The sequence below is a fragment of the Pedobacter sp. JY14-1 genome (genome assembly GCF_029269825.1).
Classification (GTDB): Bacteria; Bacteroidota; Bacteroidia; order Sphingobacteriales; family Sphingobacteriaceae; genus Pedobacter.
Window position 1 is genome coordinate 544749 of the sequence record NZ_JARJHU010000008.1, and the last position, 23611, is coordinate 568359.

Consider the following 23611-nt stretch of genomic DNA (forward strand, 5'->3'; position numbering starts at 1 on the left):
TCACATCTTTGCAGCCATGAAGATTCCCCGTGTCAAAGGCTTCGACGAGGCGGCATTCGAAAAATATCTGAAGAATACCGGCTGGCTGATGCTGGCCAGGGTAGGCAGCCTCGGCATCAAGATCTTTGCCGGCATCGCCGTCAGCAACTATCTCGGTAAAGACAATTTCGGGATGCTGAACTACGCAAGTGCCTTTGTCACTTTCTTCGCAGCAGCAGCTGCATTGGGTCTGGACGGATTTGTCACCAGAGAACTGCTTCGCGAGCCTGAACGCAAAGATCAGCTGTTGGGCAGTGCCTTCCTGCTGAAGCTGGCCGGAGGCATCGCCATCATCCCCCTTATTTACCTGGCATACCAGGGTCTTAACCATGCCAAGCCCATAGAAACACCGCTGACCTACGTCATGATCGTGAGCTTTTCGGGTGTACTTCAGGCCTTCAACATCATTGACAGCTATTTTCAGTCCAGGACACAGGGCAAATTCATCATGAAGGTCCAGGTGGCAGGAAACATCCTTTCTGCATTACTCAAAGTGGCGCTTATTCTGTTTCAGGCCAGCCTCACCTGGTTTGTATATACACTTCTTACTGATTTCCTGTTCCTCGCCCTTGGCTATGCGTTTCTTTACCACAGCCACAACGGCAGCCTGCTTCGCTGGAAGTTCGAACGCAGTACCGCAGCATATCTGCTGAAAAAATCCTGGCCCCTGGCCTTCTCCGCAATACTGGTTACCATTTACCTGAACATCGACCAGCTGATGATCGAGTATTACCTGGGTTCCGGTCCGCTGGGCATTTATTCCACAGTGGTTTCCCTGGCCGGTTCCTGGTATTTTATCCCGGTAGCTATTGTAAGTTCCGTGTTCCCCGCCATTATGAATGCGCGCAGGGACGATCCGGAAAGATACCTCAGGAGGATGCAGGACCTTTATGACCTGATGGTCTGGATCAGCATGTCCCTGGCCATCGTGATCAGTTTCTCAGCGCCGCTTATTTTCAGGTTGTTCTATACGCCTGAATATCATTCAGGTGCGGGTACGCTTTCCATCCATATCTGGGCTGGTATCTTCGCCTTCCTGGGGACCGCCAGCGGGCAGTTCCTCATCGCAGAAGGCTATGTGAACCTTTCCTTGCTGCGCACAGCGGCCGGGGCGGTGATCAATATCTTACTCAACATCCTGTGGATCCCCAGATACGGTATTTCGGGGGCCGCCCTGGCCACACTGATCGCCTATGCCGCATCTGCCTTCTGGATCTTGTTCATTCCCCGGACAAGACAGCAGGGTATCATGATGCTGAAGGCGCTCTTTCTGGTGAGCCTGTTCAGAAAGCTAAAATTATAATTGATATATTCGCAGCATGTCCTTAAGAAGCATCATCCGGTCCATCGTCTACAAACCTAAGCACATCCTTGACCTGGTCAGGCTGAAATCGGCCGTCAGGAATTCTTCGGGGGCCATCAACATTATCATTGGTGCGCACAATACCCACTATGAAGGCTGGCTCCAGACCAATATCGAAAGCCTGGACCTGCTGAGCGAAGCCTCGTTTCAGGCACTTTTCGGTAACAGGAAAGCCGACCGCTTCCTTGCCGAGCACGTTTTTGAACACCTGACCTTCGAACAGGGTGTCACGGCACTGAAACATTGTTTTCAGTACCTGAAACCGGGCGGTACGGTACGCATTGCTGTTCCCGATGGCTACCACCCCAACCCCGATTACATTCACATGGTCAAACCAGGTGGCAGCGGTGAAGGCGCACATGACCATAAGCTGATCTACAATTACCGGAAACTGTCAGATGCTTTCCGCGCAGCAGGCTTCAGTCCGGTACTGCTCGAATATTACGATGAGCAGGGGAAATTCCATTACCAGGACTGGGACAGCAGGGACGGGCATATCATCCGTTCCCGACGGTACGACAAGCGCTTCAACAGCCCGCTGGGCTATTCCTCGCTCATTATCGATGGTGTCAAAAGCTAGGCCATGCAAAACCTCGCGCCGATCGCATTATTTGTCTACAACCGGCCCCGCCATACAGAACGGACACTGAAGTTCCTGCGACAGAATACGCTGGCAGCAGAGAGCAGGCTGTTCATCTTTTCTGACGGCCCAAAAAACAAGGCTGACGAAGCTGCGGTCGAGGAGGTCAGGGCACTTGTCCGCAATACGGAAGGCTTTAAATCCGCAGAACTCATCGTTAGTGCTGAAAACAAAGGCCTGGCAGCCTCCGTGATCAGCGGGGTCAGCCGCCTGACTTCCGATTACGGGCAGGTCATCGTTCTGGAAGACGACCTCATTACCTCACCACATACCCTCCGTTATTTCAACGAAGCCCTTGAACGCTACCGCAACAGCGACAAGGTCATGCACATCGGTGCCTATATGTACAACCTGGGAAACCCCCAGTTGCCCCAGACCTTTTTCTACCGCGCGGCGACCAGCTGGGGCTGGGCCACCTGGGAGCGCGCCTGGAAGCATTTCGACCCGGATATTGACCGGCTCATGAACCAGTTCGATGCCCATAAGCGCCGGGAATTCTCCATAGAAGGCAATATGAATTTCTGGAAGCAGATGAAGGCTTTTAAAGCCGGCCGCAACAATTCATGGGCGATCCGCTGGTATGCCTCCATCTTCCTTAAAGGCGGGCTTACACTTAATCCATCCCAGTCCCTGGTCAATAACATCGGGCACGATGGCAGCGGCACCCATTCGGGAATAGACGATGTCTATAATGTCATCATCAACCCGGAACCGGTTACCTGGTTTCCTGAAAAGATCGCTGAAAACCCTGAAGCCTACCAGGCCATCCGGCATTTTCTGAGCAAAAGAAAAGGAACGCTATGGCACCGGATCAAACGCTACCTCATTCAGAAGAAGCACTCCTGGCTTCCAGGATGATATAAGGCGATAACTGACGAGAATTGAAGCGGAACACCCGGGTAAATACCTTACCGGAGATCCAGGCCAGCTTCTTCAGCCAGCGTACCCCGGATGGCTTCTGTGCCTCATTTTCCAGCCAGATGCTGAAATACCCGTAATAGCCCGACCTGAGCACTTCCAGTCCTGCATCCCGGCAGATCTGCGCCAGAAGGCCCGGATCCATACTGCGGATATTGTGCTTATCATAGTTCTCCCGGTCAAACCGCTTCTGGAACCAGCCGTTCAGCGCGCGGAAATTGGGCAGGGTGATGAACAGCGTACCCCCTGGCCTTAAGAACCCGATATGCCTCCTGATGACATCTGCAGTATCTTCAAAATGCTCGATCAGTCCGCAGGAAAGTACCAGGTCATACTGCTGCTGCGGCACATCACCGAAGAGATCAGCCTCGATCACGGTGATATCGCCCTCTTCCAGGCCATTTGCCTGCAACAGCGACCTGATCACAGGCATGTGCACAAAATAATCGAGAAGCGTTACGTCCAGACCAAAGTATTTCTTCAGGAAAACGGCATAATAACCCGGAAAACCGCCCAGTTCAATCGCATTGTTCACCTTCTCCCTGCGGACAATATCCCGCAGTTCGCGGTGGAACAGGTAGTGCTCTGGGATATTTACCGACAGGCCGGTCTTGCTTTCCCAGTAATCGATCCAGAATTGCCTGTCCGTTAAGAAGTTTCCCATAGCTTTTGTTTTACTCATCAAAAAAACCGTCCGAAAATCAATGCCATGCGCCATGAGGCGGGCATCATTTTCAGACGGCCCCTAAAATAAGTAACGATTTGAAAAATTCTGCGCTACTGCACGATTTATTTCAATTCCTTTAAAATTTCTGATACGGCCCTTTCCAGTTGGGGATCACGCCCGTTCAGCCGGTCTTCAAATGTATTTTTCACATAAATGTCCGGTGATACCCCTTCCTTCTCGATGTTCTTGCCGTCCAGCGTATAGCAGCCCCAGGCCGGTAAGCGGTAAGACGAACCATCTACCAGTCCCTTTGCTGAGGTAAATATGATCCAGCGGTAAGTCTCCGTTCCAATGATCTTACCGAGCTTCAGCGCTTTAAAACCCGCTGCGGTCATTTCCGCGTCGCTGAGCGACTGTTCATTCACGAGCAGCACGATCGGTTTGGCCGCCGGGGCAAAATGGCCCTGCGGAGAAAGCTTGCCGCCGCGGTACTTCCACTGCAGGTAAGGCCTTTGTGAAAGGAACTTCAGCACTTCATCGTGCACATTACCGCCCGTATTGTATCTCAGGTCCAGGATGATCGCCTCCTTGTTATTCTCCTGGGCCACCATGTCGAGCAGGAAAGTCTCCAGCTCACCGGTACCCATGTTCTTCATATAACTGTAGGCGATGCGATTGCTGCCCAGCTTTTTCACCCGCTCCCGGTTCTCCGTAATCCACTCATCATAGAGGTTTCCGCGAAGCGCACCGCCCGGTTGCGGATGCACCTTTGCCGTCAGCTCTTTCCCGTTTCGCTTCAGGGTCAGGCTGATTTCCTGGTCCAGGGAAGGACTGGTAAAATAAAAGTCACGGTCCTTGTCCTTAGACACCCGCACGCCATTAACCGCTATCAGTATATCGCCCGGTTTAATATCTACTCCCTTATGGGCACCGTTGCTTTTTGCCACTACCCGGTCTACACGATAAGGATCTTCATCTGAAAATACAATGCCTGTTTCAGCAGTCGCATAGTTCAGGTTCTTCCTTTCTTCCGAACCATAGCTATTGAAGCCCAAATGTGAGGAATTCAGTTCGCCCAGCATGTCATTCAGCAGTACGCGCAGGTCGGAGCGGTTGTTCACACCGGGAAGGTAGGCCGCATAGCGCTGCTGCATCTTCATCCAGTCAACCCCGTGGAAGTTTTCATCGTAAAAGTTTTCCTCCAGACCGGCCCAGGTCTCATAAAACATCTGGCGGAACTCTCCTTCCAGGTTGCGGGTGAACTTGTAGCCGATGTTCAGCGGTTCCAGGCGGTTGCCGTCAAGGTTGTATTTGGCAATCGCACCCCTGACCAGCGTGTACACCTTGCCAGAAGCTTCTACCAGCCCTCCATTGGTGCCGTCACCTACTTTTTCTGTTTTGTTCTGTTCGAAGGGCTCAGTCACCGTGCGGTACAATGCCCGTCCGCCCTCATGGTCGGAGCTGTAAAATACATACGTTTTCTCTCCCCTGGCGAGCACATCTGTACCATACTGCGTGCCCGATCCCGGGCTGATCAGCTCAACCCGGTCCATAAGGTTCGCAAAGTTGATCGTGATCACATTTGCAGGTTTAACAGGTTTTTCCGGTTTCTTATCGTCTTTCTTCGCGGTATCTGCAGCTGACTTAGGGTTTGTTTTGACAGGCTTGGCTGGCTTCTTCGTTTTATCATCTCCCGGTTTAGGAGCATCTTTCTTCTCTTCCGGCTTGCTTTCCTTAAACAACTCGTCAAACTTGTCGCTGCGGTAAGGCTCGTCATAGTCATCGAGCGCAAGACGGTAAACATGACTGTCACGCATGCCCATAGGGTAATTCGGACGGGTACGCGCACTGGTAAAGAAAATATACTTACCGTCAGGTGACCACATTGGCCCTGCCTCGGTAACCCCGGTATTCGTCAGGTTGATGGTTTTGTTGTCTTTGATGTGGTGCACGAATACATCCTGCTCGAAGTTGCGGTAGGCCGTGAACAGCACATACTCCCCGTTGGGTGAGAATGAAGGCCCTGAATTCTGGAAGGCCCAAATCTCGTCGCGGACCACTATCTTGCTGTCCATCGACTTCAGGTCGAGCAGGCGGACCTCGTTTCTTCCACTCAGGTAGACCGCCTGCGTACGTTCCTTGTTGAAGGTAATGTCCCGGTTATTGGCCTTATCTTCTGTCAGCTGTTTCAGCCCGCCCTTGCCTTCGGCGCTGATGGTGAACCAGTTCTGATAGCCCTGCCAGGTCTGGCTGAAGAGCAGCGTACGGTTATCGTTGAGCCACTTTACTTCCATTGCCCGTTCTGCGAACAACCCGTTAGCCGCATTACGTTCAATCTTCCGGAGATACTTCCCTTCGGCATCACCCACGAAAAGTTCACCTCTGGAAATGAAGGCCAGCTTCTTCCCGTCAGGCGAAAGATCGAAAGCCGAGATGGAACCTCGGACGTCAAATTCCTGTTCCTTAGACAACACGTCATTCCTGCTTACCGTCACCTTTACCTGCGTTGAACGCTTCGCGCCGACATCATATAGATAAATCTGATAATCCTTTTCAAAAACAACAGCATTTCCTGATGCCGATACCAACGGCCTTTTGATAGAAGTATCAAACCTGGTCAGGGCAGTCTTTTTACCATTCAGGAATGTATACAGGTTATATTCATCATTGCCTTCATCTGATGCGAAGTATACTTTACCGTTCTTATCTACCGATGCCCAGAAATCCTTACCCTTGTAGTCGGTATATTGCTTATAGGTCTTCGTCCGGGGATTGTAAGACTGGATATCCGGATTGAAGGCCCCTTTATAGCGCTTACGGTTGGCAAAGTTCCGGCTCTCCCAGGTATCGTTGAAGAAGAGTTCCCCGTCAGGTGCTTCGGCTACGTTGTGAACCGTATTGAAGTAATTGCCGAACAGGCGCGTTGCCGTTCCGCCATTCAGGCCTACCTTATAGGCAGTATACATGTTGTACCTTCCGGAAGTAAAGTAAATAGTCTTCGCATCCCAGCTCCAGCCCTCTACTTCATCACCGGCGTCATTCCAGGTCAGCTGCCTCACTTCACCCCCTGCCAGCGGCATGACATAGACATCATAGTTGCCAAACTGGTCGGAAGAAAAGGCCAGCCATTTCCCGTCCGGAGATACCCGGGGACTGATCTCATTGCCCTGCATCGCAGTGATCCTGCTGGCCTCGCCGCCCTGGGCAGCTACCTTCCAAAGATCGCCGTCATAGCTGAAGATCACGGTCTTTCCATCAGGGGTCAGTGCAGGATAGGCCATAAAACGCGCATCGTCCTGCGCGGCAACCGTACCGCAGCACAGCACAGCAGCAGCAAGTACGCTAAAAATTTTTCTCATTGGGTTGGTTTCAGTTAGTTAATTTAAGGGTACCGGCAGCATCTCCGACGCAAAACCAGCCCTAAGGTTGGTGCTAAAATAGCTAAGAGTTTGCGATAAAAATCAGGATTTATGTAATTTTCTGGCTATTTTGGGACGATTTGAATCCAAGACCATTTTGATTTCAAAACAGGAGACGATTGAAGATCTTACACTTAAATACCTATGAGGGCAATGGCGGGGCCGGAAGGGCCTGTCTCAGGCTTAGCGACGCCCTGCGAACTGCAGGCGCCGATTCCAGAGTGATGAGCTACCTTCAGCTCAGGCCCAGCAACAAAACCATCCCCTTCAGTAAGACCCCGGTGCAGCGAGGGCTGGCCGTATTCAACATCCTTTCAGAGCGGTACCTTTCCAAAGCCGTGACCAAACCCGGAGAAAATACACCCTTTTCCCTTTCCTGGTTCGGCACCTCTGTCAAAAACCACCCGGAAGTTAAATCGGCCGACATCATCCACCTGCACTGGCTCAATCATGGCTTTCTTACCCCAAGGTTCATTGCGCAGCTCGACGAACTGGAAAAGCCGGTCGTGTGGACCTTCCATGACAGCAATGCCTTTACAGGGGGCTGTCATGTCCGTTATGGCTGCGAACACTTTCACAAGGAATGCGGCTTTTGCCCCCTGTTGCGCAATAGCGGCAAAAACGACTGGTCACACAAAAACTGGCTGCGGAAGAAAAAGGCTTACTCGGAACTGGCCTGCCACATCGTGGCACCCAGCAACTGGATGGCCGCATCGGTGAAACTCAGCAGTCTGATGGGTTTCCGGGAAGTCAGCGTGATCCCCAATACGATAGAGACCCAGGTGTTTAAACCCTATGTAAAAGCCGAAGCCAAAAAGATACTGAAGATCAGCCCGGATAAGTTCGTCCTCATGAGCGGTTTCATGCCTTCAAAAAATGACAAGCACAAAGGCACCCCCTACCTGATCGAAGCCCTGAATGACCTGGCTTCCAGACCGGGTATAGACCGTAACCGTATCGAGCTGATCATTTTTGGCAACAAAGCAGGCGCAGACACGCCGGAATTCCCCTTTAAGACAACCTTTCTGGGCACCATTTCCAATGACGACCACCTGGCCAAATGTTATTCGGCAGCCGATGTGTTCATTGCGCCATCCCTGGAGGATAACCTGCCCAATACCGTGATGGAAAGCCTTTCCTGCGCTACGCCTGTGGTGGCCTTCAAAACCGGAGGCATTCCGGATATGGTGCGCCACCTGGAAAACGGTTACCTGGCCGAATACCAGTCTTCGGAAGACCTGGCCACCGGCATCGAGTGGCTCTATCACGAAGACAACGGCCCCGACATCCAGAAAGAAGCAAGAAAGACAATAATATCACAATTCTCCGAAACGGTTATTGCTGAAAAACACTTATCATTGTACCAGGCCCTGCTGGATCTACAACCAAAGTAACCTGTACCATTAAACCTGCCAGATGCAGCCCAAACTGAGTGTGATCACCGTCGTTTACAACAATGCAAAAGACATTGAGCGCACCATGCTGTCTGTACTTGGCCAGACTTACCCTCATATCGAATACCTTGTCATCGACGGGAACTCTACCGACGGTACCAGGGACATTATCGCCTGTTACCGGGAACGTCTGAGCCAGTACGTTTCCGAACCCGACAAAGGGATTTACGATGCCATGAACAAGGGGCTCGCCCTTGCTACAGGGGACTATGTCCTGTTCATGAATTCAGGAGACGAGATTTATGCGCCGGAAACTGTCGCCGAAGTATTTGGTACCGAATACGCCGCAGACATTTATTATGGCGAAACCGAAATGTACGATGCCAGCTGGACCAGCCTGGGCCAGCGCAGGCATTGCGCTCCCGAGGTTTTCAACTGGAAGAGCTTCCGTTACGGCATGAGCGTAAGCCACCAGGCAATCTATGTGAAAAGGAGCCTTGCCCAGCCGTATGACCTGAAATATAAGTATAGCGCCGATATCGACTGGGTGATCAGGGCGGCCAAAAATGCTTCCAGCATCGTCAATACCCACATGTATGTGGCCAAATACCTCATCGGCGGCATTTCCAAACAAAAGCACTGGGCCAGTCTGAAAGAGCGCTTCCTCATTTTCACCAAATATTACGGTCTGGTGCCCAATCTCATCAACCATATCGTCATTGCTGCCAACCTCATCGGTTATGCCATACGCCACCGCCGTACAAATGACTGACCACATGGCAAAAGCTTTTTAAAATCTGACAAACAATCCTATCAGGAAGTTGTAATTAATAGTACATCTACCTATTTATTTCATTGTTCATTAAAAGCAAAAACTATGGGACAGTTAAGCAATAAAACAGTTGCCGTTTTATCAGACAACGGATTTGAGGAATCAGAACTGACCAGCCCGGTTTCCCGGCTGAAGGAAGAAGGGGCCACCGTACACATCATCTCATCGAAACCCGGTAAGATCAAAGGCATGAAAGGCGACCACGAGTGGGGCGCTGAAGTGCAGGTAGACAAAGTTGTTGCTGAAGCGAATGCAGATGACTACCATGGCCTGGTGATCCCTGGCGGCGTACTTAACCCTGATTCGGTGCGCAAGAACATAGATGCACTACGTTTTGTAAAGGAATTCTTTGAAGCCGGAAAACCTGTCGCTGCTATTTGTCACGGGCCACAGGTGCTCATCAGCGCGCAGGTAGTAGAAGGACGTACCCTCACCTCGGTGCAGAATATCAGGATAGACCTGGTCAACGCCGGGGCCAACTGGGTAGACGAAGAAGTCGTAGTAGACCAGGGGCTGGTGACCAGCCGCACTCCGGCCGACCTGCCCGCCTTCAACGACAAGCTCGTTGAAGAACTGGCAGAAGGTGTCCATGAAGGACAGCACGCCTAAGCACAACGAAAAATATCAACAAAAAAGGCCCTGTTTTACAGGGCCTTTTAATATCAATTTCTGAATGACGGCTTAGCTCTGAAACTTCTTCGCGTTGATCTTACGCTCGTTCTCCGTCAGGTAGATCTTACGCAGACGCATACTTTGCGGCGTTACCTCGATATATTCGTCAGCCTGGATATATTCCATCGCTTCTTCCAGCGAAAACTTGATCGCCGGCGCGATACGTGTATTGTCGTCGCTTCCTGATGCCCGCATGTTGGTCAGCTGCTTGCCTTTTACGATATTGATCACCAGGTCGTTATCACGAATGTGCTCACCCAGGATCTGGCCTTCATAAATATCCACACCCGGATCGACAAAGAAACGGCCTCTGTCCTGCAGCTTATCGATCGAATAAGCGGTAGTCGTACCTTTCTCCATTGAAACCAAGACTCCGTTCATACGGCCCGGGATTACCCCTTTCCATGGCTCGTAAGCTTTGAAACGGTGTGCCATGATCGCTTCACCAGCGGTAGCGGTCAGTACATTGTTACGCAGTCCGATGATACCGCGCGAAGGAATCTCGAATTCCAGGTGCTGCAGGTCGCCTTTAGGCTCCATGATCAGCAGTTCACCCTTACGCTGGGTCACCAGCTCGATCACCTTACCGGCCACATCACCCGGAACGTCTACGATCAGTGTCTCTACCGGCTCGCATTTCACCCCGTCAATTTCCTTAACGATAACCTGTGGCTGGCCAACCTGGATCTCATAGCCTTCGCGGCGCATGGTCTCAATGAGTACCGACAAGTGCAGGATACCTCTTCCGTAAACCAGATAGGCATCCGGAGATTCCGTCTCTACCACCTTCAGTGCCAGGTTTTTCTCCATTTCCTTGTATAAACGTTCCTTCACCCGTTGTGAAGTCACGAATTTTCCTTCCTTGCCGAAGAACGGCGAGTTGTTGATCGTGAACAACATGTTCATCGTCGGCTCGTCGATCTTGATTACCGGCAGTTGCTCCGGTGCGTCGAAATCCGCAATGGTATCGCCGATCTCGAAACCTTCGATACCGACCACCGCACAGATATCGCCCGATCTCACCTCTGTAGCTTTCACCTTGCCCAGTCCTTCGAAGGTATACAGTTCCTTTACCCTGGATTTCACCATTTTCCCGTCACGCTTGATCAGCGTAACCGGCTGGTTTTCCCTGATACTGCCCCTGTGTACCCTTCCGATGGCGATACGGCCTACGAAAGAAGAATAATCAAGCGAAGTGATCTGCATCTGCAGCGTACCGTCATTGATCGGTGCTGCAGGAATATTGGCAACCACCGCATCAAGCAGCGGGAAGATATCTGTTGTTGGTACTTTCCAGTCGGTGCTCATCCAGCCCTGTTTAGACGATCCGTAGATTACCGGGAAGTCCAGCTGATCCTCGGTCGCCTCGAGGTTAAAGAAAAGTTCAAAGATCTGCTCATACACTTCCTCCGGACGGCAGTTTTCCTTGTCTACCTTGTTGACCACCACGATCGGCTTCAGGCCCAGTGAAAGGGCTTTCTGCGTCACGAAACGGGTCTGCGGCATCGCACCCTCGAAAGCATCACAAAGCAGCAGCACGCCGTCGGCCATTTTGAGCACCCGCTCTACCTCTCCGCCAAAGTCGGCGTGGCCCGGGGTGTCGATGATGTTGATCTTTACATCTTTATAACGTACCGAAACGTTTTTGGAGACGATGGTAATACCACGCTCACGTTCCAGGTCATTGTTGTCGAGGATCAGTTCTCCTGTCTGTTCGTTGTCCCTGAAGATGGCGCAGGAGTGTAAAATCTTGTCAACCAACGTAGTTTTACCGTGGTCAACGTGTGCTATGATAGCGATGTTCCGAAGTTTCTGCATGAAATGCTTACAAATTTGGCGCAAAGATACGGTTTAATTTTTATTAATCAACCGGTTAGCAGTGTTCTGCTTCTGTCCCGACCCACGTTCCACCCACAGTCAACCCACGCTGAACCCACGTTTGTTACAGAAAATGTGGGTTCAGCCTGTGTGGAAACTTGTTGACGTTGAATTTTTGAAGAACAACGTGCCTGCCGCAGGAACTTTTAACACCCTTTAATTGTTGTCAGCATACCGGAAAGGATTCCGGGTTTCACTGGAATAATGACCATTACAAGGGCTTATGAAGAAAATAGGAGTTTTGTTCGGCCGGGAGCGCAGCTTCCCGGAGGCGCTGATCGCGCGTATCAACAGGATCGCTGAAGGCAGTACGGTTGCGGAGGCCGTAAACATAGATAAAGTCATGGCCGGCAGGCCAATGGATTATGCCGTGGTGGTCGACCGTATCTCCGGGGATGTACCCTTTTACCGCGCGCTGCTAAAAAACGCAGCGGTAACCGGGACAGCTGTAATCGGCAATCCATTTCTGAACGGCACGGGAGACTATTTCTTTACCCTGGCGCTGGCCGGGAAACTGGGCATTCCGGTACCGGGAACGACTTTGCTGCCCTCTTACGACAAGCCGGCCGGCACCTCGGATGCCTCTTTCAGCAACCTGGCTTTTCCTATGGATTGGGAAGCGATTTTTGCGTATATTGGTTTTCCGGCTTACATGAAAGTTTTTGACGGGGAAGGTACAGCGGAAGGACCCGCCGGCAAAAAGGCGCAGTGGCTCCCCGACCGGGAGTCGTTCTTTGAACAGCATGGCAGGACGGGGCAGCAGGTGATGTTGCTACAGGAAGAAATACGTGCAGAACAGTATTACCGCTGCTTCTGTATAGGAGGCCGGTATCTGCGTACTGTGGCTTATGACCGCAGGAACCCCTTGTACCTGCGCTACCAGACGGATGGCCAGGCTGATGCAGCCTTGCTGGAACGAATAGAAGGCTATGCACTGCAGTTGACCCGTTACCTGGGCTATGAAGTGAATATGCTCGAGTTTGCCGTAAGGGAAGATATCCCGTACCTGGTGAACGGCTGTGAACCGGTACCGGCGGCGGAACCTGAATTGCTGGGGACAGCGTTGTTTGAGTGGCTAGTGGAGACCACAGCGAGCTATGCACTGGAAAGGGCTGAAGCGCAGTCAGCGGAACGGGACAACCTCCACTGGGGCGAGTACCTGCGCGCCTCTGCAGGAACAGGCTTTGCCGAAGTAAGGGACTTGGAGGTCTATGCATCTGTAAAAGCCGAGGCGGTATCGCTGATGAGTGCGGAGAATGCACCGGTGATGCCGGTACGGGCCACGAAGATGGCAAAGCCTAAAAAGGCAACGGCCAGAAGCAAGGGCAGTGTGTAATCCTGAGCCGGGAAGTGAAAAAAAGAGCGGCAGCACCAGTTGCCGCATAACCAGATATGAGGAACGAATTTACGCTCGGCGTCGAGGAAGAGTACATGGTCATTGATCCTTCGACAAGGGAGCTGGCTTCGCATGAGCAAAAGATTGTGGAAGCAGCCCAGAAAATACACAAAGACCAGGTAAAAGCCGAAATGCACCAGGCAGTTGTAGAGGTAGGTACGGGTATCTGCCGGAATACCGAGGAGGCCAGGCAGGAGATCTGGCAGTTGCGCCGCACCGTTGCGGAACTTGCGGGGGATATTGGGCTGACGATAGGGGCAGCGGGAACCCATCCCTTTTCAAAATGGGAGCGGCAGCTGATCACGGAACATCCGCGCTATAATGAGATCGTGAACGAACTGCAGGATGCCGCACGGTCTAACCTGATCTTCGGGCTGCATGTGCATGTGGGCTTTCAGTCCCGGGAAATGGCGATCAATATCGCCAACCAGGTTCGGTATTTCCTGCCTCATGTATTTGCCCTGTCCACAAACTCGCCTTTCTGGGAGGGCAGGAATACAGGATATAAATCTTTCCGCACCAAGGTTTTCGATAAATTTCCCAGAACGGGGATACCGGATGTATTCAACAGCATTGAGGACTATGACAATTATGTGAAGTTGCTGATCAAGACCAACTGTATCGACAATGCGAAGAAGATCTGGTGGGACATCCGTGTGCATCCTTTTTATGAGACGATAGAATTCCGGGTCTGCGACTGCCCGATGCTGGTGGACGAAACGATGGCGCTGGTGGCGCTCTTTCAGTGTCTGTGCGCGAAACTATACAAGCTGCGCCTGCAGAATCTGAATTTTATCAGTTATTCCAGGGCGCTGATCAATGAGAACAAGTGGCGTGCGGCGAGGTATGGTATTGACGGCAGCCTGATCGATTTTGGCAAGGAGATGGAGGTGAACTGCCGGAACCTGATACTGGAACTCCTGGACTTTATTGATGATGTGGTGGACGGACTGGGCTGCCGCAGGGAGATCGACTACGTGCAGAAGATCATGCAGCAGGGAACCGGTGCCGACCGGCAGCTGGCCGTTTATGAACAAAATGGTAATTTTGAAGCTGTAGTAGATTATATTGTTGCTGAAACCTTCCGGGATGATCAACCGGCAAATTAAGCGCTGGTCGGGAAAACACAAATGAGAATAGCGGTTATTGATATGAACAACGGTGCACCAAACCTTGGTCTTGGGGCGATACGGGAAACCCTGAAATGCTATGCCCGGAGCCGTGACATTGGCCATCCGGCACTGTCTTACGATGTCTTTGACCTGAGAACCAAGGGTGAATGCCCCGACCTGGGTTATGATATTTACATTTCCAGCGGTGGTCCCGGCGATCCTTTCGAGGGTGCAGGCATGCGCTGGGAGCAGGACTTTTTTGACTTACTGGAAGGAATCGTACAGCATAACCAGCGAACGGACGAGGGAACATCATCCGGGCAGAAGAAATATGTGCTGCTGATCTGCCATTCTTTTCAGCTGGCCTGCCGCAAGTTTGGCTTCGGTATAGTTTGCCGCAGGCGTTCTACAGCATTCGGCATCTTTCCCGTATCCATGACTTCCGAAGGCCGGGAAGATGAGCTGTTTGCGGAGCTGCCTGATCCGTTCTTTGCCGTTGACAGCAGAGACTGGCAGGTGCTGACCACAAAAAACGGCCTGGCTGAGCAAATATCGGGCGGGCAGCCAAGGATATTGGCCCTGGAGAAGGAACGCCCCCATGTAGATCTGGAGCGGTGCATTATGGCCGTACGCTTTACGCCGGAGATTGCCGGTACGCAGTTTCATCCTGAAGCTGGTGCAGCGGGCATGCGCAGCTATCTGCTTCAGGATGAAAAGAGGCGGCTGGTGACGGAAAACCACGGTATAGCCAAATACCAGGAAATGCTGGACAGCCTGGATGATCCGCGCAAGCTGGAACTGACACAAAGCCTGCTGCTGCCTAATTTTCTGGATAATGCACTGAATGCGCTGCAGGAGGCGGAACCATGAGAAAGGATTGCAGATGGTAAGAGCCCTGCGTACACTGTTCAATGAGCGGTTCCGGCCAGAGTTGTACGGACGGCTGCTGGAAGGATTACAGCAGGACCTCGGCCCTGTGGCTTTCCGGGTAGCGGAAACACCGGTGTTTATCCCTGCCGACCTGGAGAAAAAGCTTGTACAGGCGGGTGAAGAAGTACTTGCCCTGATCTGCAAGCCTAATTTCAGGACGATAACTGAGCGGGCGGTATCCGAACGATGGCGGGTACCGGGAGAAAACGAACATCCGCATTTTCTCTGCCTCGACTTTGCGGTATGCAGAGACATAACGGGTACTTTATGTCCCAGATTGATCGAATTGCAGGGCTTTCCTTCCTTGTATGGCCTTCAGCCCTACCTGGCAGCACTTTATGGGCAGGTATATGAACTTAACCAGGGCCTTACCCCTTTTTTTGGGGGGCTGACCCCCGAGACTTACCAGTCCTTGCTGCGGGATGTAATTGTCGGCCGGCACGCACCTCATGAGGTAGCACTCATGGATCTGGATGCGCCTGCCCAGAAAACCTATGTGGACTTTCTGCTCACACAAAGAATGCTGGGCATACCGATACTGAGCTTTTCGGATATTATCAGGGAAGGGCGGTGTTTATATTACCGCAATGCAGAGGGTGAAAAGGTGCGGTTGAAGCGGATCTATAACCGGCTGATCTTTAATGAACTGGAAGGGCGCCCGGAGCTGTTGTGGGGCTTTGACCCAAGAACGGACCTGGATGTGGAATGGGCTACGCATCCCAACTGGTTTTATAGGGTCAGCAAGTATACACTACCTTTCCTAAAGGGAGAATTTGTCCCGGCAGCGCATTTTGTAAACGAGCTTCGACATTTTCCGGCTGATCTGGAAAATTACATACTCAAACCCTTATTCTCTTTTGCCGGATCGGGAGTACAGCTGGAGGTACGGGCGGATGACCTCAGGAAGCTTGCGCACCCGGAGCAGTGGATCCTGCAACGGAAGGTGGACTACGCCCCGGTGATCCATACGCCCGCGGGCGGCGTTAAGGCAGAGATCAGGCTGATGTACCTCTGGCCTGATGGCGGACAGCCGCAGTTGTGCATCAATCTGGTGAGAATGAGCCGGGGAAAGATGATCGGAGTAGACTATAACCGCGATCTGGACTGGGTGGGTGGCTCCGTTGGCTTATTGCAACGGTAATTATTACATTTGAAAGACCAGTGCGCTCCGGTGCTTTATTAAATTTGTGTATATGGACATTCAGACACTATTGGTCATTTTGCTCTTTGCGGGTGCGTTGTTTTACATCGGCCGTATGGTGTACCGTTCCCTGACGCCTAAGAAAGACGGCTGTGGCAGCAATTGCAAATGCGGAGTTGACTTCTCCGGCATCAACCCGGAAAAGAAATAGATTTTAACGATACGTTATGCTCGGACTGTTCAAAGACTATTTACAGAAAAAGGTAGCCCTAACGGACGAGCAGTTTGGTCTTATTTCGGATAAACTGAAGATCAGGGAATTTGACAAGGGAGAAATGATCCTGATGAAGGGTGAGGTCTCTTCCCATGTGTACTTCATACTTGAGGGCTTGCTGCGAAGTTATTCCATTGACAGTAAAGGCAAAACGCATATCATCCAGTTTGCTCCTGAACAATGGTGGCTTTCAGAACGCAACGGTATTTTATTTAATGAGGAGTCGGAGTTCTTCCTGGATGCCATCGAGGCGACGAAAGCGGTAGTGCTGCCGAAGGACTTCATGAACGAGGCGGCAAAAGTGGTCCCCTGCATCAATGACCTGAACAGCAAGATGCTGAACAATGCCATCCGCTTTATGCAGAAAAGGATCAATATGCTGCTGAGTGCGACAGCAGAGGAGCGGTACCTGGATTTTATCAAATTGTATCCGAACCTGACCCTGCGGGTACCTCAGTGGATGATCGCTTCTTACCTGGGTATTACCCCGGAATCGTTGAGCAGGGTAAGAAAAGACCTGGCGCATAAGCATTTTAAAAAGTAAGCATCCATTTCTTAACATAGGTCAATAACCAGCCAAAACTCCTGGCCTAACTTTGTGTTGTTAACAGAAAGATCATTTAAATTAAAACACAAAAATATGGCAACTACACATTGGTCTCTTGACCCGGCACACAGTGAATTACAGTTTAAGGTAAAACACCTGATGATCACTACGGTGACCGGCAGCCTGAAAATCTTTAACGCAACGATTGTTACTGAGGGTGATGACTTTCAAGACGCCCAGGTGACCTTCGAGGCGGAAACGGCTTCTATCGACACAGGCAATGGTGACAGGGACAACCACCTGAAAAGTGCGGATTTCTTTGACGCAGAACAGTTTCCTGTAATTGGCTTTAAGTCTTCAGGTATGGAAAAGGACGGCGATGATTATGTACTGAAAGGTGACCTGACCATTAAGGGCGTAACTAAGGCGGTGAAACTGAATGCAGAGTTTGGCGGAATTGCTACGGATCCATGGGGAAATACAAAAGCGGGCTTCACCCTGAACGGAAAGATCAACAGAACGGATTTTGGCCTGACCTGGAACGCTGCGCTGGAAACCGGCGGCGTAATGGTGAGTGAAGAGGTAAAAATTGCGGCGGAGCTGCAGTTCGTAAAACAGCCTTAAGGTTTGACAGCCGGTGGCAAAGTATACCGGAAAGTGGCCGGCAGGCGGCATGTGCATGAAAGGTAAATAAGAATGGAAACAAAAGTTAAAAATGTGTCGGCGGTATTTGATCCGCCGGCACCTCATATGGTGGGTGACGGATTCAGGGTACATAATTTTTTTCCTGGCAACCGCAGGTTGCAGATGAGCCCTTTTTACCTGCTGGATTATAACGCAACGACGGTATTTTCTGCCCGTGAGCAACCGAGAGGTGTGGGGGTGCACCCGCACCGCGGATTCGAAACGGTTACGATCGCTTACCAGGGCGCAGTGGCCCACCATGACAGTGCGGGCAACAGCGGAGTAATCTATCCGGGGGATGTGCAATGGATGACGGCCGGCCGCGGCATTTTGCATAAGGAGTATCACGAACAGGGATACAGCATGCGTGGCGGACCGTTCCAGATGGTACAGCTGTGGGTAAACCTGCCTGCCCGGTATAAGATGACGGAACCGGGCTACCAGGGCCTGAAAGGATCTGAGCTGCCCCGGTACACGCTTGCGGATGGTTTGGGCGAAGTGGAAATCATTGCGGGCGAATATAAAGGTATTCAGGGCGGTGCACGTACATTTTCTCCGTTGCATGTGTTCAATGCGCGCCTGAAAAAGGCTGCGCTGACAGGGTTTAATTTTCCGTTCAGTGATAACACGGGTATGCTCGTCATAGCGGGGAGCATCCGCATAAACGGGACAACAGAAGCCACTTCCGGGCAGTTTGCCTATTTCGAACATGACGGTGCCGAGATCAGCATAGAAGCATTGGAAGACAGCGTGGTACTCATCCTGAGCGGGGAGCCGATCAATGAGCCGGTGGCGCAGTATGGCCCTTTCCTGATGAACACACAGGAAGAATTACAACAGGCACTTGCGGATTACAACGAGGGCAGGTTTGGCTACCTGGAATGAAAGATGACTGGTCCTAGTACTTTTGCAGTAGACAAACGGCGTAGGCGACTACGCCTTCTTCCCTTCCGATAAAGCCCATCTGTTCATTAGTTGTGGCTTTGATCGAGATGTCATCTGCAGAAATACCCAGAGCAGCAGCTATATGCTCCTGCATCGCGGGGATATGCGGGTTGATCTTGGGAGCTTCAAGGCACAGCATGGCGTCGATATTGCCAATCTCCCAACCTTTTTCCAGAATGAGTTTCCGGGTTTCTTCCAGTAGTATCAGGCTGCTGATGCCCTTCCAGCGGGGATCGGTATTCTTAAAGTGAAAACCGATGTCACGCAGGTTGGCGGCACCAAGCAGGGCGTCGCAGATGGCATGAAGGAGCACATCTGCATCGGAGTGGCCGTAGGCCCCTTTATGGTGTTCGAGCTGCACACCACCGACAAAAAAAGGATGCTGATCTTTAAGCTGGTGAACATCGAACCCAAATCCTACTTTTATCTTCATTTCTTTGTTTTTTAATGTTGTTTTGTGTCTCTCCCATTTATCCTTTCATCCTACGCCCGCACTCATTTCGTATCTCCGAAATTGAACAGCAAAGTAAAACGCAGTGTATTGGCCAGGGCACTTTTCTGCGCATTGGCCATAAGGTAGGAAAAATCGATGTTAAAGATGTTATATTTCAGGCCGGCCCCGGCTGTAAAGTAGCGACGGTTGCCTTTTGACGGCGTCTCATAGAAATAACCTGCGCGGAAGGCAAACTGCTGATTATACCAGTATTCTATTCCGGTGGAAATATTGATTTCCCGGAGTTCTTCGCCGAAACCACCCGGTGCATCGCTAAAGGAACCCAGGATACCGGCCGGAACCGAGCGGTTTGGGTCCTTCCCGGCAATGATCCTGCCCTGACTGTCGTAAAGGGGTTGGGTGGGTACCAGCAATTTGCTCAGGTCTAACGCAAAGGTAAACTGACTGAAGTCGTCTACCAGGAATGTCGTTGCCCCGCCGAGCCGCAGGTTTCCGGGCAGAAAATTGCTGCTCCCGCCTGAACTGACGTAATTAACCTTGGTCCCGATGTTGGATAGGTTGATCCCTGCGGAAACGACGGCATCAGTACCAAAGATGACGGCAGGTTTTTTATAATATGCAGAGATATCTGCCGCGACTGCGGAGGCAGCATGCGTTTCCTGGGCGGCAGCAAACTGGCCGGAAAAGAGATTGGAATAGATGTACCTTAATGCTGTGCCCAGCGAAAAGCTGTCGCCGAAACGTTTTGCATAGGTAATGTCTAAGGCCAGTTCATTGGGACTGTAAATCCCCAGATCCTGCTGATTGATGTCTACATATTGGATCTCTCCCAGGGAAAAGAACCTGAGGGAACTGGCCAGAGTGCTGTTTTCGCTGGTCTTAAAGAATCCGCTGAGGTAAGTGAGGCTGATATCGGGCACCAGGTTCTTCAACCAGGGGCTGTAGGATGCTGAAAACCCATAAGACTGTCCGAGAAAGGCCAGTTTAGCGGGGTTATTGCTGGCCGAGTTTGCATCGGGTTGGGTAGCGACTCCGGCATCACCCATACCTGCTGTCCGGGCATCGGGGGTAATGAGCAGAAACGGTACAGCAGTGACGATATTATTGGGTCCGCTACCATTGGTCTGAGTACCTTGCCCGACTGTCTGCGCAGATGTCCGTGCCAGTGGAACGGTCAGCAGAAATAAGGCTGCAATCAGCTTTAAAATAGGCTTTGGATTCATTTGCGCTGTGGAATGCTGCGTGCAAGTTAGTAAAGTTTTTTTTGCACGTGTTTCTTTTTTACGTAGTTTTAACGATTAGAGTAACTATGTGCACGAACCAATGAAAAAAACATACTTATATTCACTTGCGTCCCTGGTACTGGCGGCATCGCTGGTGTCCTGCAAGACGAACTCCGGCAAATCGGATAAGACGGGACTTGCCTACAACAAGAAAGAATATGGTGGGTTTCAGGTAAACAATAAATTCAAAAGGGGACCGGGACCGGGACTGGTTGAAATTGAAGGCGGTGTCTTCGTCATGAGTGGCAGTGCCATTAATATTCCGGGACAGGAGCTGAGTGAATATAACCATAAGCGGGAGACCACGGTATCTTCCTTCTATATGGACGAGACGGAGGTATCTAACACGAACTGGCTGGAATACCTGAACTGGATACGTACAAACTACCCGACGGATTACGAATACTACTACAACGAACTGCCGGATACGCTGGTATGGCGCAGGCCGCTTTCCTATAACGAACCCTATGTTGACAATTACCTGAGACACCCGGCTTATCAGGATTATCCTGTGGTGGGTGTGACCTGGGAGCAGGCTGAAAGGTATTGCTCCTGGAGGACGGACCGTGTAAATGAACTCTTATTGCGTGAAAAGGGCTATATGACTTCTTTCAGGGATTTGAACGGTACAAATAAAGCTGGTGCAACGGCAAATACCGCGCGGCCGACAGAACCATTCAATACGGATATCTATCTGAACGGGCAATATGATGATAAGGGTAAACGGGCCATGAAAGACCTGAACCCTTCGGCAACCGCGGGAGCCAATACCAACGGAGCCAAAGGGGCTACCCGCAATGTCCGTCTGGAAGACGGTATCCTCAAACAACCCTACCGGTTACCTACTGAAGCAGAATGGGAGTATGCTGCTCTGGGGCTGGTTGGCAATACAGAATATGAGAACATCAGCCAGAACAAAATCTATCCATGGGACGGGCTTGGTATCAGTTCGGCAAAGAAACGTACCAGGGGCCTGATCATGGCCAACTTTAAACGTACCAAAGGCGATTATATGGGCGTTGGCGGTTCCCTGAACGATAAAGGCAGTCTTACCGTACCGGTACGGTCTTACATGCCGAATGATTTTGGCCTGTACAATATGGCGGGCAATGTAAACGAATGGGTGGCTGATGTATACAGGGCAAAGACTTTCGAAGCAGCGGATGCTTTTAATCCTTATCGCGGCAACTTCTATCTGGACAAGAAAATGGCAGATGCGACTACCGGAAGAATTGAAAAGGACAAACACAACCAGCCAGTAATGGTACCTGCGGTAACGCCAAGAAAACAGACCTGGGCCGAAAAACAGGCTGCAGCAGCCAGTGCGACAGCTGCGGTTTCAGATTCACTGATTGCAAAGAACACCTATGCCGACCAACGTGGCTACAGGGACCCCGAAAATGAGCTTTATGGAGAGACCACGCTGATTACTAACAAATCCAGGGTATATAAGGGTGGCTCCTGGGACGATCAGGCGGTGTGGTTGAACCCGGCGACGCGCAGGTTCCTGCAGCAGGATCAGTCTACTGCGGATATTGGTTTCCGCTGTGCAATGACCATGCTGGGCGCATCGGAAATTCGCTCCAGTGGTAAGCCTCAATTCAAACCAAAAGCGGCCAGGGCGTTTAAATCCAGATAGGCTGGAGATTTTTATCTGGGATACACTATTGAGTTAGTGCGTATTGAATCAGGTTTGCCCCCATTTTCAAGGCCTCCTGGCGTTTTTCGGGTGTGTCTTCAGGATAGGTGCCGGCATCTTCCCAACCATTGCCCAGATCACATTCATAAGTGTAATAGCAAACAATACGGCCCTGCCATATCAGCGCAAAACCCTGGGGGCGTTTGCCATCGTGTTCATGGATCTTTGGAAGGCCGTTTGGGAACCTGTATTTTTGCCTGTAAATGGCATGGTCGGCAGGAAGTTCTGTAAATTCGAGTTCGGGAAAAACCTTTTTCATCTCCCTGCGGATGAATTTATCGAGTCCATAATTGTCGTCAATATGCAGAAAGCCGCCTCCGGTAAGATATTTCCTGAGGTTTACAGCCTCTGCGCTGCTGAAAACAACATTTCCATGCCCTGTAAGGTAAGCAAAAGGATAGCCGAACAGTTCGGAACTGCCTGCCTCTATAACAGCTTCCTGGGGGGCTATATTTGTTTTAAGGTTTTTATTGCAGAAGTCGATAAGGTTAGGCAGAGCCGTTCGGTTGGCATACCAGTCGCCACCGCCGCTATATTTGATCTTTGCCAGTCTGTAGGTTGGCGTCCTGAAACTGGTCAGCAGAAAAAAAAATGCAATGAGTATAGAACCGGCTTTCATCTGTTCAGGAAATTGATCTCCAAACAGGCAGCAAGAGCGGCGGTTTCCGTCCTTAGCCTGTTTTCGCCTAAAGTTACGGGTTTGTAGCCGGTACGCAAAGCCTGATCAATCTCCTGTTGCGTAAAATCTCCCTCAGGACCTATCAGCAAGGTATAATGCTGTCCGGGCTGTGTGATATCCCTTATGTAATTTCTCGGCTGGTCCTCGAGACAGTGAGCGATCATTCTTTCTGAGGCAACACCTTGTTTCTTCAAAAAGGCATCCAGGTCAGTGGCTGCGTTGAGTTTTGGATGATATGCTTGTAAAGACTGTTTAACAGCGGAAGTAATGATCTTGTTGAGCCGGTCATCCTTGACAATTTTCCGTTCGGACCGGTCGCAGATCACAGGAGTGACCTCGTCGATGCCGATCTCCGTGGCTTTCTCCAGGAACCATTCCAGCCGGTCAATGTTCTTGGTCGGGGCCACTGCAATGTGCAGGTAGTGTTGTCTTTTATGGTATTCGAGGGTAGTTTCAATGATGGCCAGCCGGACATTCTTCTTGCTTTCTTCAATAATTCTTGCCTTATAAAGGCCGCCCCGGCCGTCAATAAGGTGAACCTCCGCCCCTACACCGAGCCGAAGGACTTTCATACAATGCCTGCTTTCCTCTTCGTTCAGGAGGTATTCTTCGGACCGGATGTCTGGGGTATAAAAAACATGCATG

Annotated in this window: 22 protein-coding genes; 15 read left to right on the plus strand and 7 right to left on the minus strand. The window is 51.1% G+C overall.

The genetic code is table 11. The annotated features are described in order from the left end of the window. The first annotated feature begins 16 nt into the window (after nt 1–16). Genes P2W84_RS15920 through P2W84_RS15930 form a run of 3 tightly spaced genes read left to right on the plus strand, consistent with a single transcriptional unit; the run spans nt 17 to nt 2900 of the window. Nucleotides 17–1342: a flippase gene (locus P2W84_RS15920; protein WP_276091151.1), complete on the plus strand. Its 1326-nt coding sequence runs from the start codon at nt 17–19 to the stop codon at nt 1340–1342. A gap of 16 nt (nt 1343–1358) precedes the next feature. Beyond that, nucleotides 1359–1982 (plus strand): hypothetical protein, encoded by a 624-nt coding sequence (locus P2W84_RS15925; protein ID WP_276091152.1) that lies wholly within the window; start codon nt 1359–1361, stop codon nt 1980–1982. A 3-nt stretch (nt 1983–1985) separates the two neighbouring features. Next, entirely contained in the window at nt 1986–2900 is a 915-nt protein-coding gene (locus P2W84_RS15930; RefSeq protein WP_276091153.1) for a glycosyltransferase family A protein, read from the plus strand. Here the strand turns inward: P2W84_RS15930 and P2W84_RS15935 are convergent. Further along, nucleotides 2866–3624, minus strand: coding sequence for a methyltransferase domain-containing protein (locus P2W84_RS15935; protein ID WP_276091154.1), 759 nt, complete (start codon nt 3622–3624; stop codon nt 2866–2868). The genes P2W84_RS15930 and P2W84_RS15935 overlap by 35 nt on opposite strands. Nucleotides 3625–3749: 125 nt before the next feature. After that, nucleotides 3750–6986 carry a S41 family peptidase gene (locus P2W84_RS15940; RefSeq protein WP_276091155.1) on the minus strand — a complete coding sequence of 1079 codons (3237 nt, stop codon included), beginning with the start codon at nt 6984–6986 and terminating at the stop codon, nt 3750–3752. Between the two features lie 179 nt (nt 6987–7165). Between P2W84_RS15940 and P2W84_RS15945 the strand changes: the two genes are divergently transcribed. The 3 genes from P2W84_RS15945 to P2W84_RS15955 all read left to right on the plus strand — a co-directional run bounded on the left by P2W84_RS15945 (nt 7166) and on the right by P2W84_RS15955 (nt 9881). Further along, nucleotides 7166–8440 carry a glycosyltransferase gene (locus P2W84_RS15945; protein ID WP_276091156.1) on the plus strand — a complete coding sequence of 425 codons (1275 nt, stop codon included), beginning with the start codon at nt 7166–7168 and terminating at the stop codon, nt 8438–8440. 22 nt (nt 8441–8462) lie between these two features. Beyond that, nucleotides 8463–9212 (plus strand): glycosyltransferase family 2 protein, encoded by a 750-nt coding sequence (locus P2W84_RS15950; protein ID WP_276091157.1) that lies wholly within the window; start codon nt 8463–8465, stop codon nt 9210–9212. A 105-nt stretch (nt 9213–9317) separates the two neighbouring features. Continuing rightward, the gene (locus P2W84_RS15955; RefSeq protein ID WP_276091158.1) at nt 9318–9881 is read left to right on the plus strand and encodes a type 1 glutamine amidotransferase domain-containing protein; all 564 of its coding nucleotides are present in this window, start codon (nt 9318–9320) and stop codon (nt 9879–9881) included. Nucleotides 9882–9953: 72 nt separating this feature from the next. Here P2W84_RS15955 and typA read toward each other — a convergent pair whose 3' ends face one another. After that, a complete protein-coding gene (gene typA, locus P2W84_RS15960; RefSeq protein ID WP_276091159.1) occupies nt 9954–11762 on the minus strand; it encodes a translational GTPase TypA in 1809 nt (602 codons plus the stop codon). Between the two features lie 283 nt (nt 11763–12045). On the opposite strand from typA, the gene P2W84_RS15965 reads away from it, so the two are divergent. The 8 genes from P2W84_RS15965 to P2W84_RS16000 all read left to right on the plus strand — a co-directional run bounded on the left by P2W84_RS15965 (nt 12046) and on the right by P2W84_RS16000 (nt 18791). Further along, nucleotides 12046–13158, plus strand: a complete 1113-nt coding sequence (locus P2W84_RS15965; protein WP_276091160.1) for a hypothetical protein — start codon at nt 12046–12048, stop codon at nt 13156–13158. 56 nt (nt 13159–13214) lie between these two features. Continuing rightward, nucleotides 13215–14327 carry a carboxylate-amine ligase gene (locus tag P2W84_RS15970; protein WP_276091161.1) on the plus strand — a complete coding sequence of 371 codons (1113 nt, stop codon included), beginning with the start codon at nt 13215–13217 and terminating at the stop codon, nt 14325–14327. A 21-nt stretch (nt 14328–14348) separates the two neighbouring features. Continuing rightward, the gene (locus P2W84_RS15975) at nt 14349–15200 is read left to right on the plus strand and encodes a GMP synthase (protein ID WP_276091162.1); all 852 of its coding nucleotides are present in this window, start codon (nt 14349–14351) and stop codon (nt 15198–15200) included. 13 nt (nt 15201–15213) lie between these two features. Then, nucleotides 15214–16401 (plus strand): hypothetical protein, encoded by a 1188-nt coding sequence (locus P2W84_RS15980; protein WP_276091163.1) that lies wholly within the window; start codon nt 15214–15216, stop codon nt 16399–16401. A 52-nt stretch (nt 16402–16453) separates the two neighbouring features. Next, nucleotides 16454–16612, plus strand: a complete 159-nt coding sequence (locus tag P2W84_RS15985; RefSeq protein WP_276091164.1) for a FeoB-associated Cys-rich membrane protein — start codon at nt 16454–16456, stop codon at nt 16610–16612. Nucleotides 16613–16628: 16 nt separating this feature from the next. After that, entirely contained in the window at nt 16629–17219 is a 591-nt protein-coding gene (locus P2W84_RS15990) for a Crp/Fnr family transcriptional regulator (protein ID WP_276091165.1), read from the plus strand. A 96-nt stretch (nt 17220–17315) separates the two neighbouring features. After that, on the plus strand, nt 17316–17846 hold the full coding sequence (locus P2W84_RS15995; protein ID WP_276091166.1) for a YceI family protein: 531 nt from the start codon (nt 17316–17318) through the stop codon (nt 17844–17846). Between the two features lie 72 nt (nt 17847–17918). Next, the gene (locus P2W84_RS16000) at nt 17919–18791 is read left to right on the plus strand and encodes a pirin family protein (protein ID WP_276091167.1); all 873 of its coding nucleotides are present in this window, start codon (nt 17919–17921) and stop codon (nt 18789–18791) included. A 13-nt stretch (nt 18792–18804) separates the two neighbouring features. On the opposite strand, the gene ispF is transcribed toward P2W84_RS16000, so the two are convergent. After that, complete coding sequence (gene ispF / locus P2W84_RS16005) at nt 18805–19284, minus strand: 2-C-methyl-D-erythritol 2,4-cyclodiphosphate synthase (RefSeq protein ID WP_276091168.1); 480 nt, start codon at nt 19282–19284, stop codon at nt 18805–18807. A gap of 62 nt (nt 19285–19346) precedes the next feature. Further along, the gene (gene porV / locus P2W84_RS16010; protein WP_276091169.1) at nt 19347–20528 is read right to left on the minus strand and encodes a type IX secretion system outer membrane channel protein PorV; all 1182 of its coding nucleotides are present in this window, start codon (nt 20526–20528) and stop codon (nt 19347–19349) included. 100 nt (nt 20529–20628) lie between these two features. On the opposite strand from porV, the gene P2W84_RS16015 reads away from it, so the two are divergent. Then, on the plus strand, nt 20629–22227 hold the full coding sequence (locus P2W84_RS16015) for an SUMF1/EgtB/PvdO family nonheme iron enzyme (protein WP_276091170.1): 1599 nt from the start codon (nt 20629–20631) through the stop codon (nt 22225–22227). A 25-nt stretch (nt 22228–22252) separates the two neighbouring features. Here the strand turns inward: P2W84_RS16015 and P2W84_RS16020 are convergent, their stop codons facing one another. After that, entirely contained in the window at nt 22253–22906 is a 654-nt protein-coding gene (locus tag P2W84_RS16020) for a DUF4159 domain-containing protein (protein WP_276091171.1), read from the minus strand. Beyond that, complete coding sequence (locus P2W84_RS16025) at nt 22903–23610, minus strand: 16S rRNA (uracil(1498)-N(3))-methyltransferase (RefSeq protein WP_276091172.1); 708 nt, start codon at nt 23608–23610, stop codon at nt 22903–22905. Before P2W84_RS16025 ends, P2W84_RS16020 begins: the two co-directional genes overlap by 4 nt. Nucleotide 23611: the final 1 nt, after the last annotated feature.

Coding starts and splice junctions, on each gene's coding strand:
- P2W84_RS15920 (WP_276091151.1), top strand. CDS start 17: ATGAAGATTCCCCGTGTCAAAGGCTTCGACGAGGCGGCATTCGAAAAA.
- P2W84_RS15925 (WP_276091152.1), top strand. CDS start 1,359: ATGTCCTTAAGAAGCATCATCCGGTCCATCGTCTACAAACCTAAGCAC.
- P2W84_RS15930 (WP_276091153.1), top strand. CDS start 1,986: ATGCAAAACCTCGCGCCGATCGCATTATTTGTCTACAACCGGCCCCGC.
- P2W84_RS15935 (WP_276091154.1), bottom strand. CDS start 3,624: ATGGGAAACTTCTTAACGGACAGGCAATTCTGGATCGATTACTGGGAA.
- P2W84_RS15940 (WP_276091155.1), bottom strand. CDS start 6,986: ATGAGAAAAATTTTTAGCGTACTTGCTGCTGCTGTGCTGTGCTGCGGT.
- P2W84_RS15950 (WP_276091157.1), top strand. CDS start 8,463: ATGCAGCCCAAACTGAGTGTGATCACCGTCGTTTACAACAATGCAAAA.
- P2W84_RS15955 (WP_276091158.1), top strand. CDS start 9,318: ATGGGACAGTTAAGCAATAAAACAGTTGCCGTTTTATCAGACAACGGA.
- typA (WP_276091159.1), bottom strand. CDS start 11,762: ATGCAGAAACTTCGGAACATCGCTATCATAGCACACGTTGACCACGGT.
- P2W84_RS15965 (WP_276091160.1), top strand. CDS start 12,046: ATGAAGAAAATAGGAGTTTTGTTCGGCCGGGAGCGCAGCTTCCCGGAG.
- P2W84_RS15970 (WP_276091161.1), top strand. CDS start 13,215: ATGAGGAACGAATTTACGCTCGGCGTCGAGGAAGAGTACATGGTCATT.
- P2W84_RS15975 (WP_276091162.1), top strand. CDS start 14,349: ATGAGAATAGCGGTTATTGATATGAACAACGGTGCACCAAACCTTGGT.
- P2W84_RS15980 (WP_276091163.1), top strand. CDS start 15,214: ATGGTAAGAGCCCTGCGTACACTGTTCAATGAGCGGTTCCGGCCAGAG.
- P2W84_RS15985 (WP_276091164.1), top strand. CDS start 16,454: ATGGACATTCAGACACTATTGGTCATTTTGCTCTTTGCGGGTGCGTTG.
- P2W84_RS15990 (WP_276091165.1), top strand. CDS start 16,629: ATGCTCGGACTGTTCAAAGACTATTTACAGAAAAAGGTAGCCCTAACG.
- P2W84_RS15995 (WP_276091166.1), top strand. CDS start 17,316: ATGGCAACTACACATTGGTCTCTTGACCCGGCACACAGTGAATTACAG.
- P2W84_RS16000 (WP_276091167.1), top strand. CDS start 17,919: ATGGAAACAAAAGTTAAAAATGTGTCGGCGGTATTTGATCCGCCGGCA.
- ispF (WP_276091168.1), bottom strand. CDS start 19,284: ATGAAGATAAAAGTAGGATTTGGGTTCGATGTTCACCAGCTTAAAGAT.
- porV (WP_276091169.1), bottom strand. CDS start 20,528: ATGAATCCAAAGCCTATTTTAAAGCTGATTGCAGCCTTATTTCTGCTG.
- P2W84_RS16015 (WP_276091170.1), top strand. CDS start 20,629: ATGAAAAAAACATACTTATATTCACTTGCGTCCCTGGTACTGGCGGCA.
- P2W84_RS16020 (WP_276091171.1), bottom strand. CDS start 22,906: ATGAAAGCCGGTTCTATACTCATTGCATTTTTTTTTCTGCTGACCAGT.
- P2W84_RS16025 (WP_276091172.1), bottom strand. CDS start 23,610: ATGCATGTTTTTTATACCCCAGACATCCGGTCCGAAGAATACCTCCTG.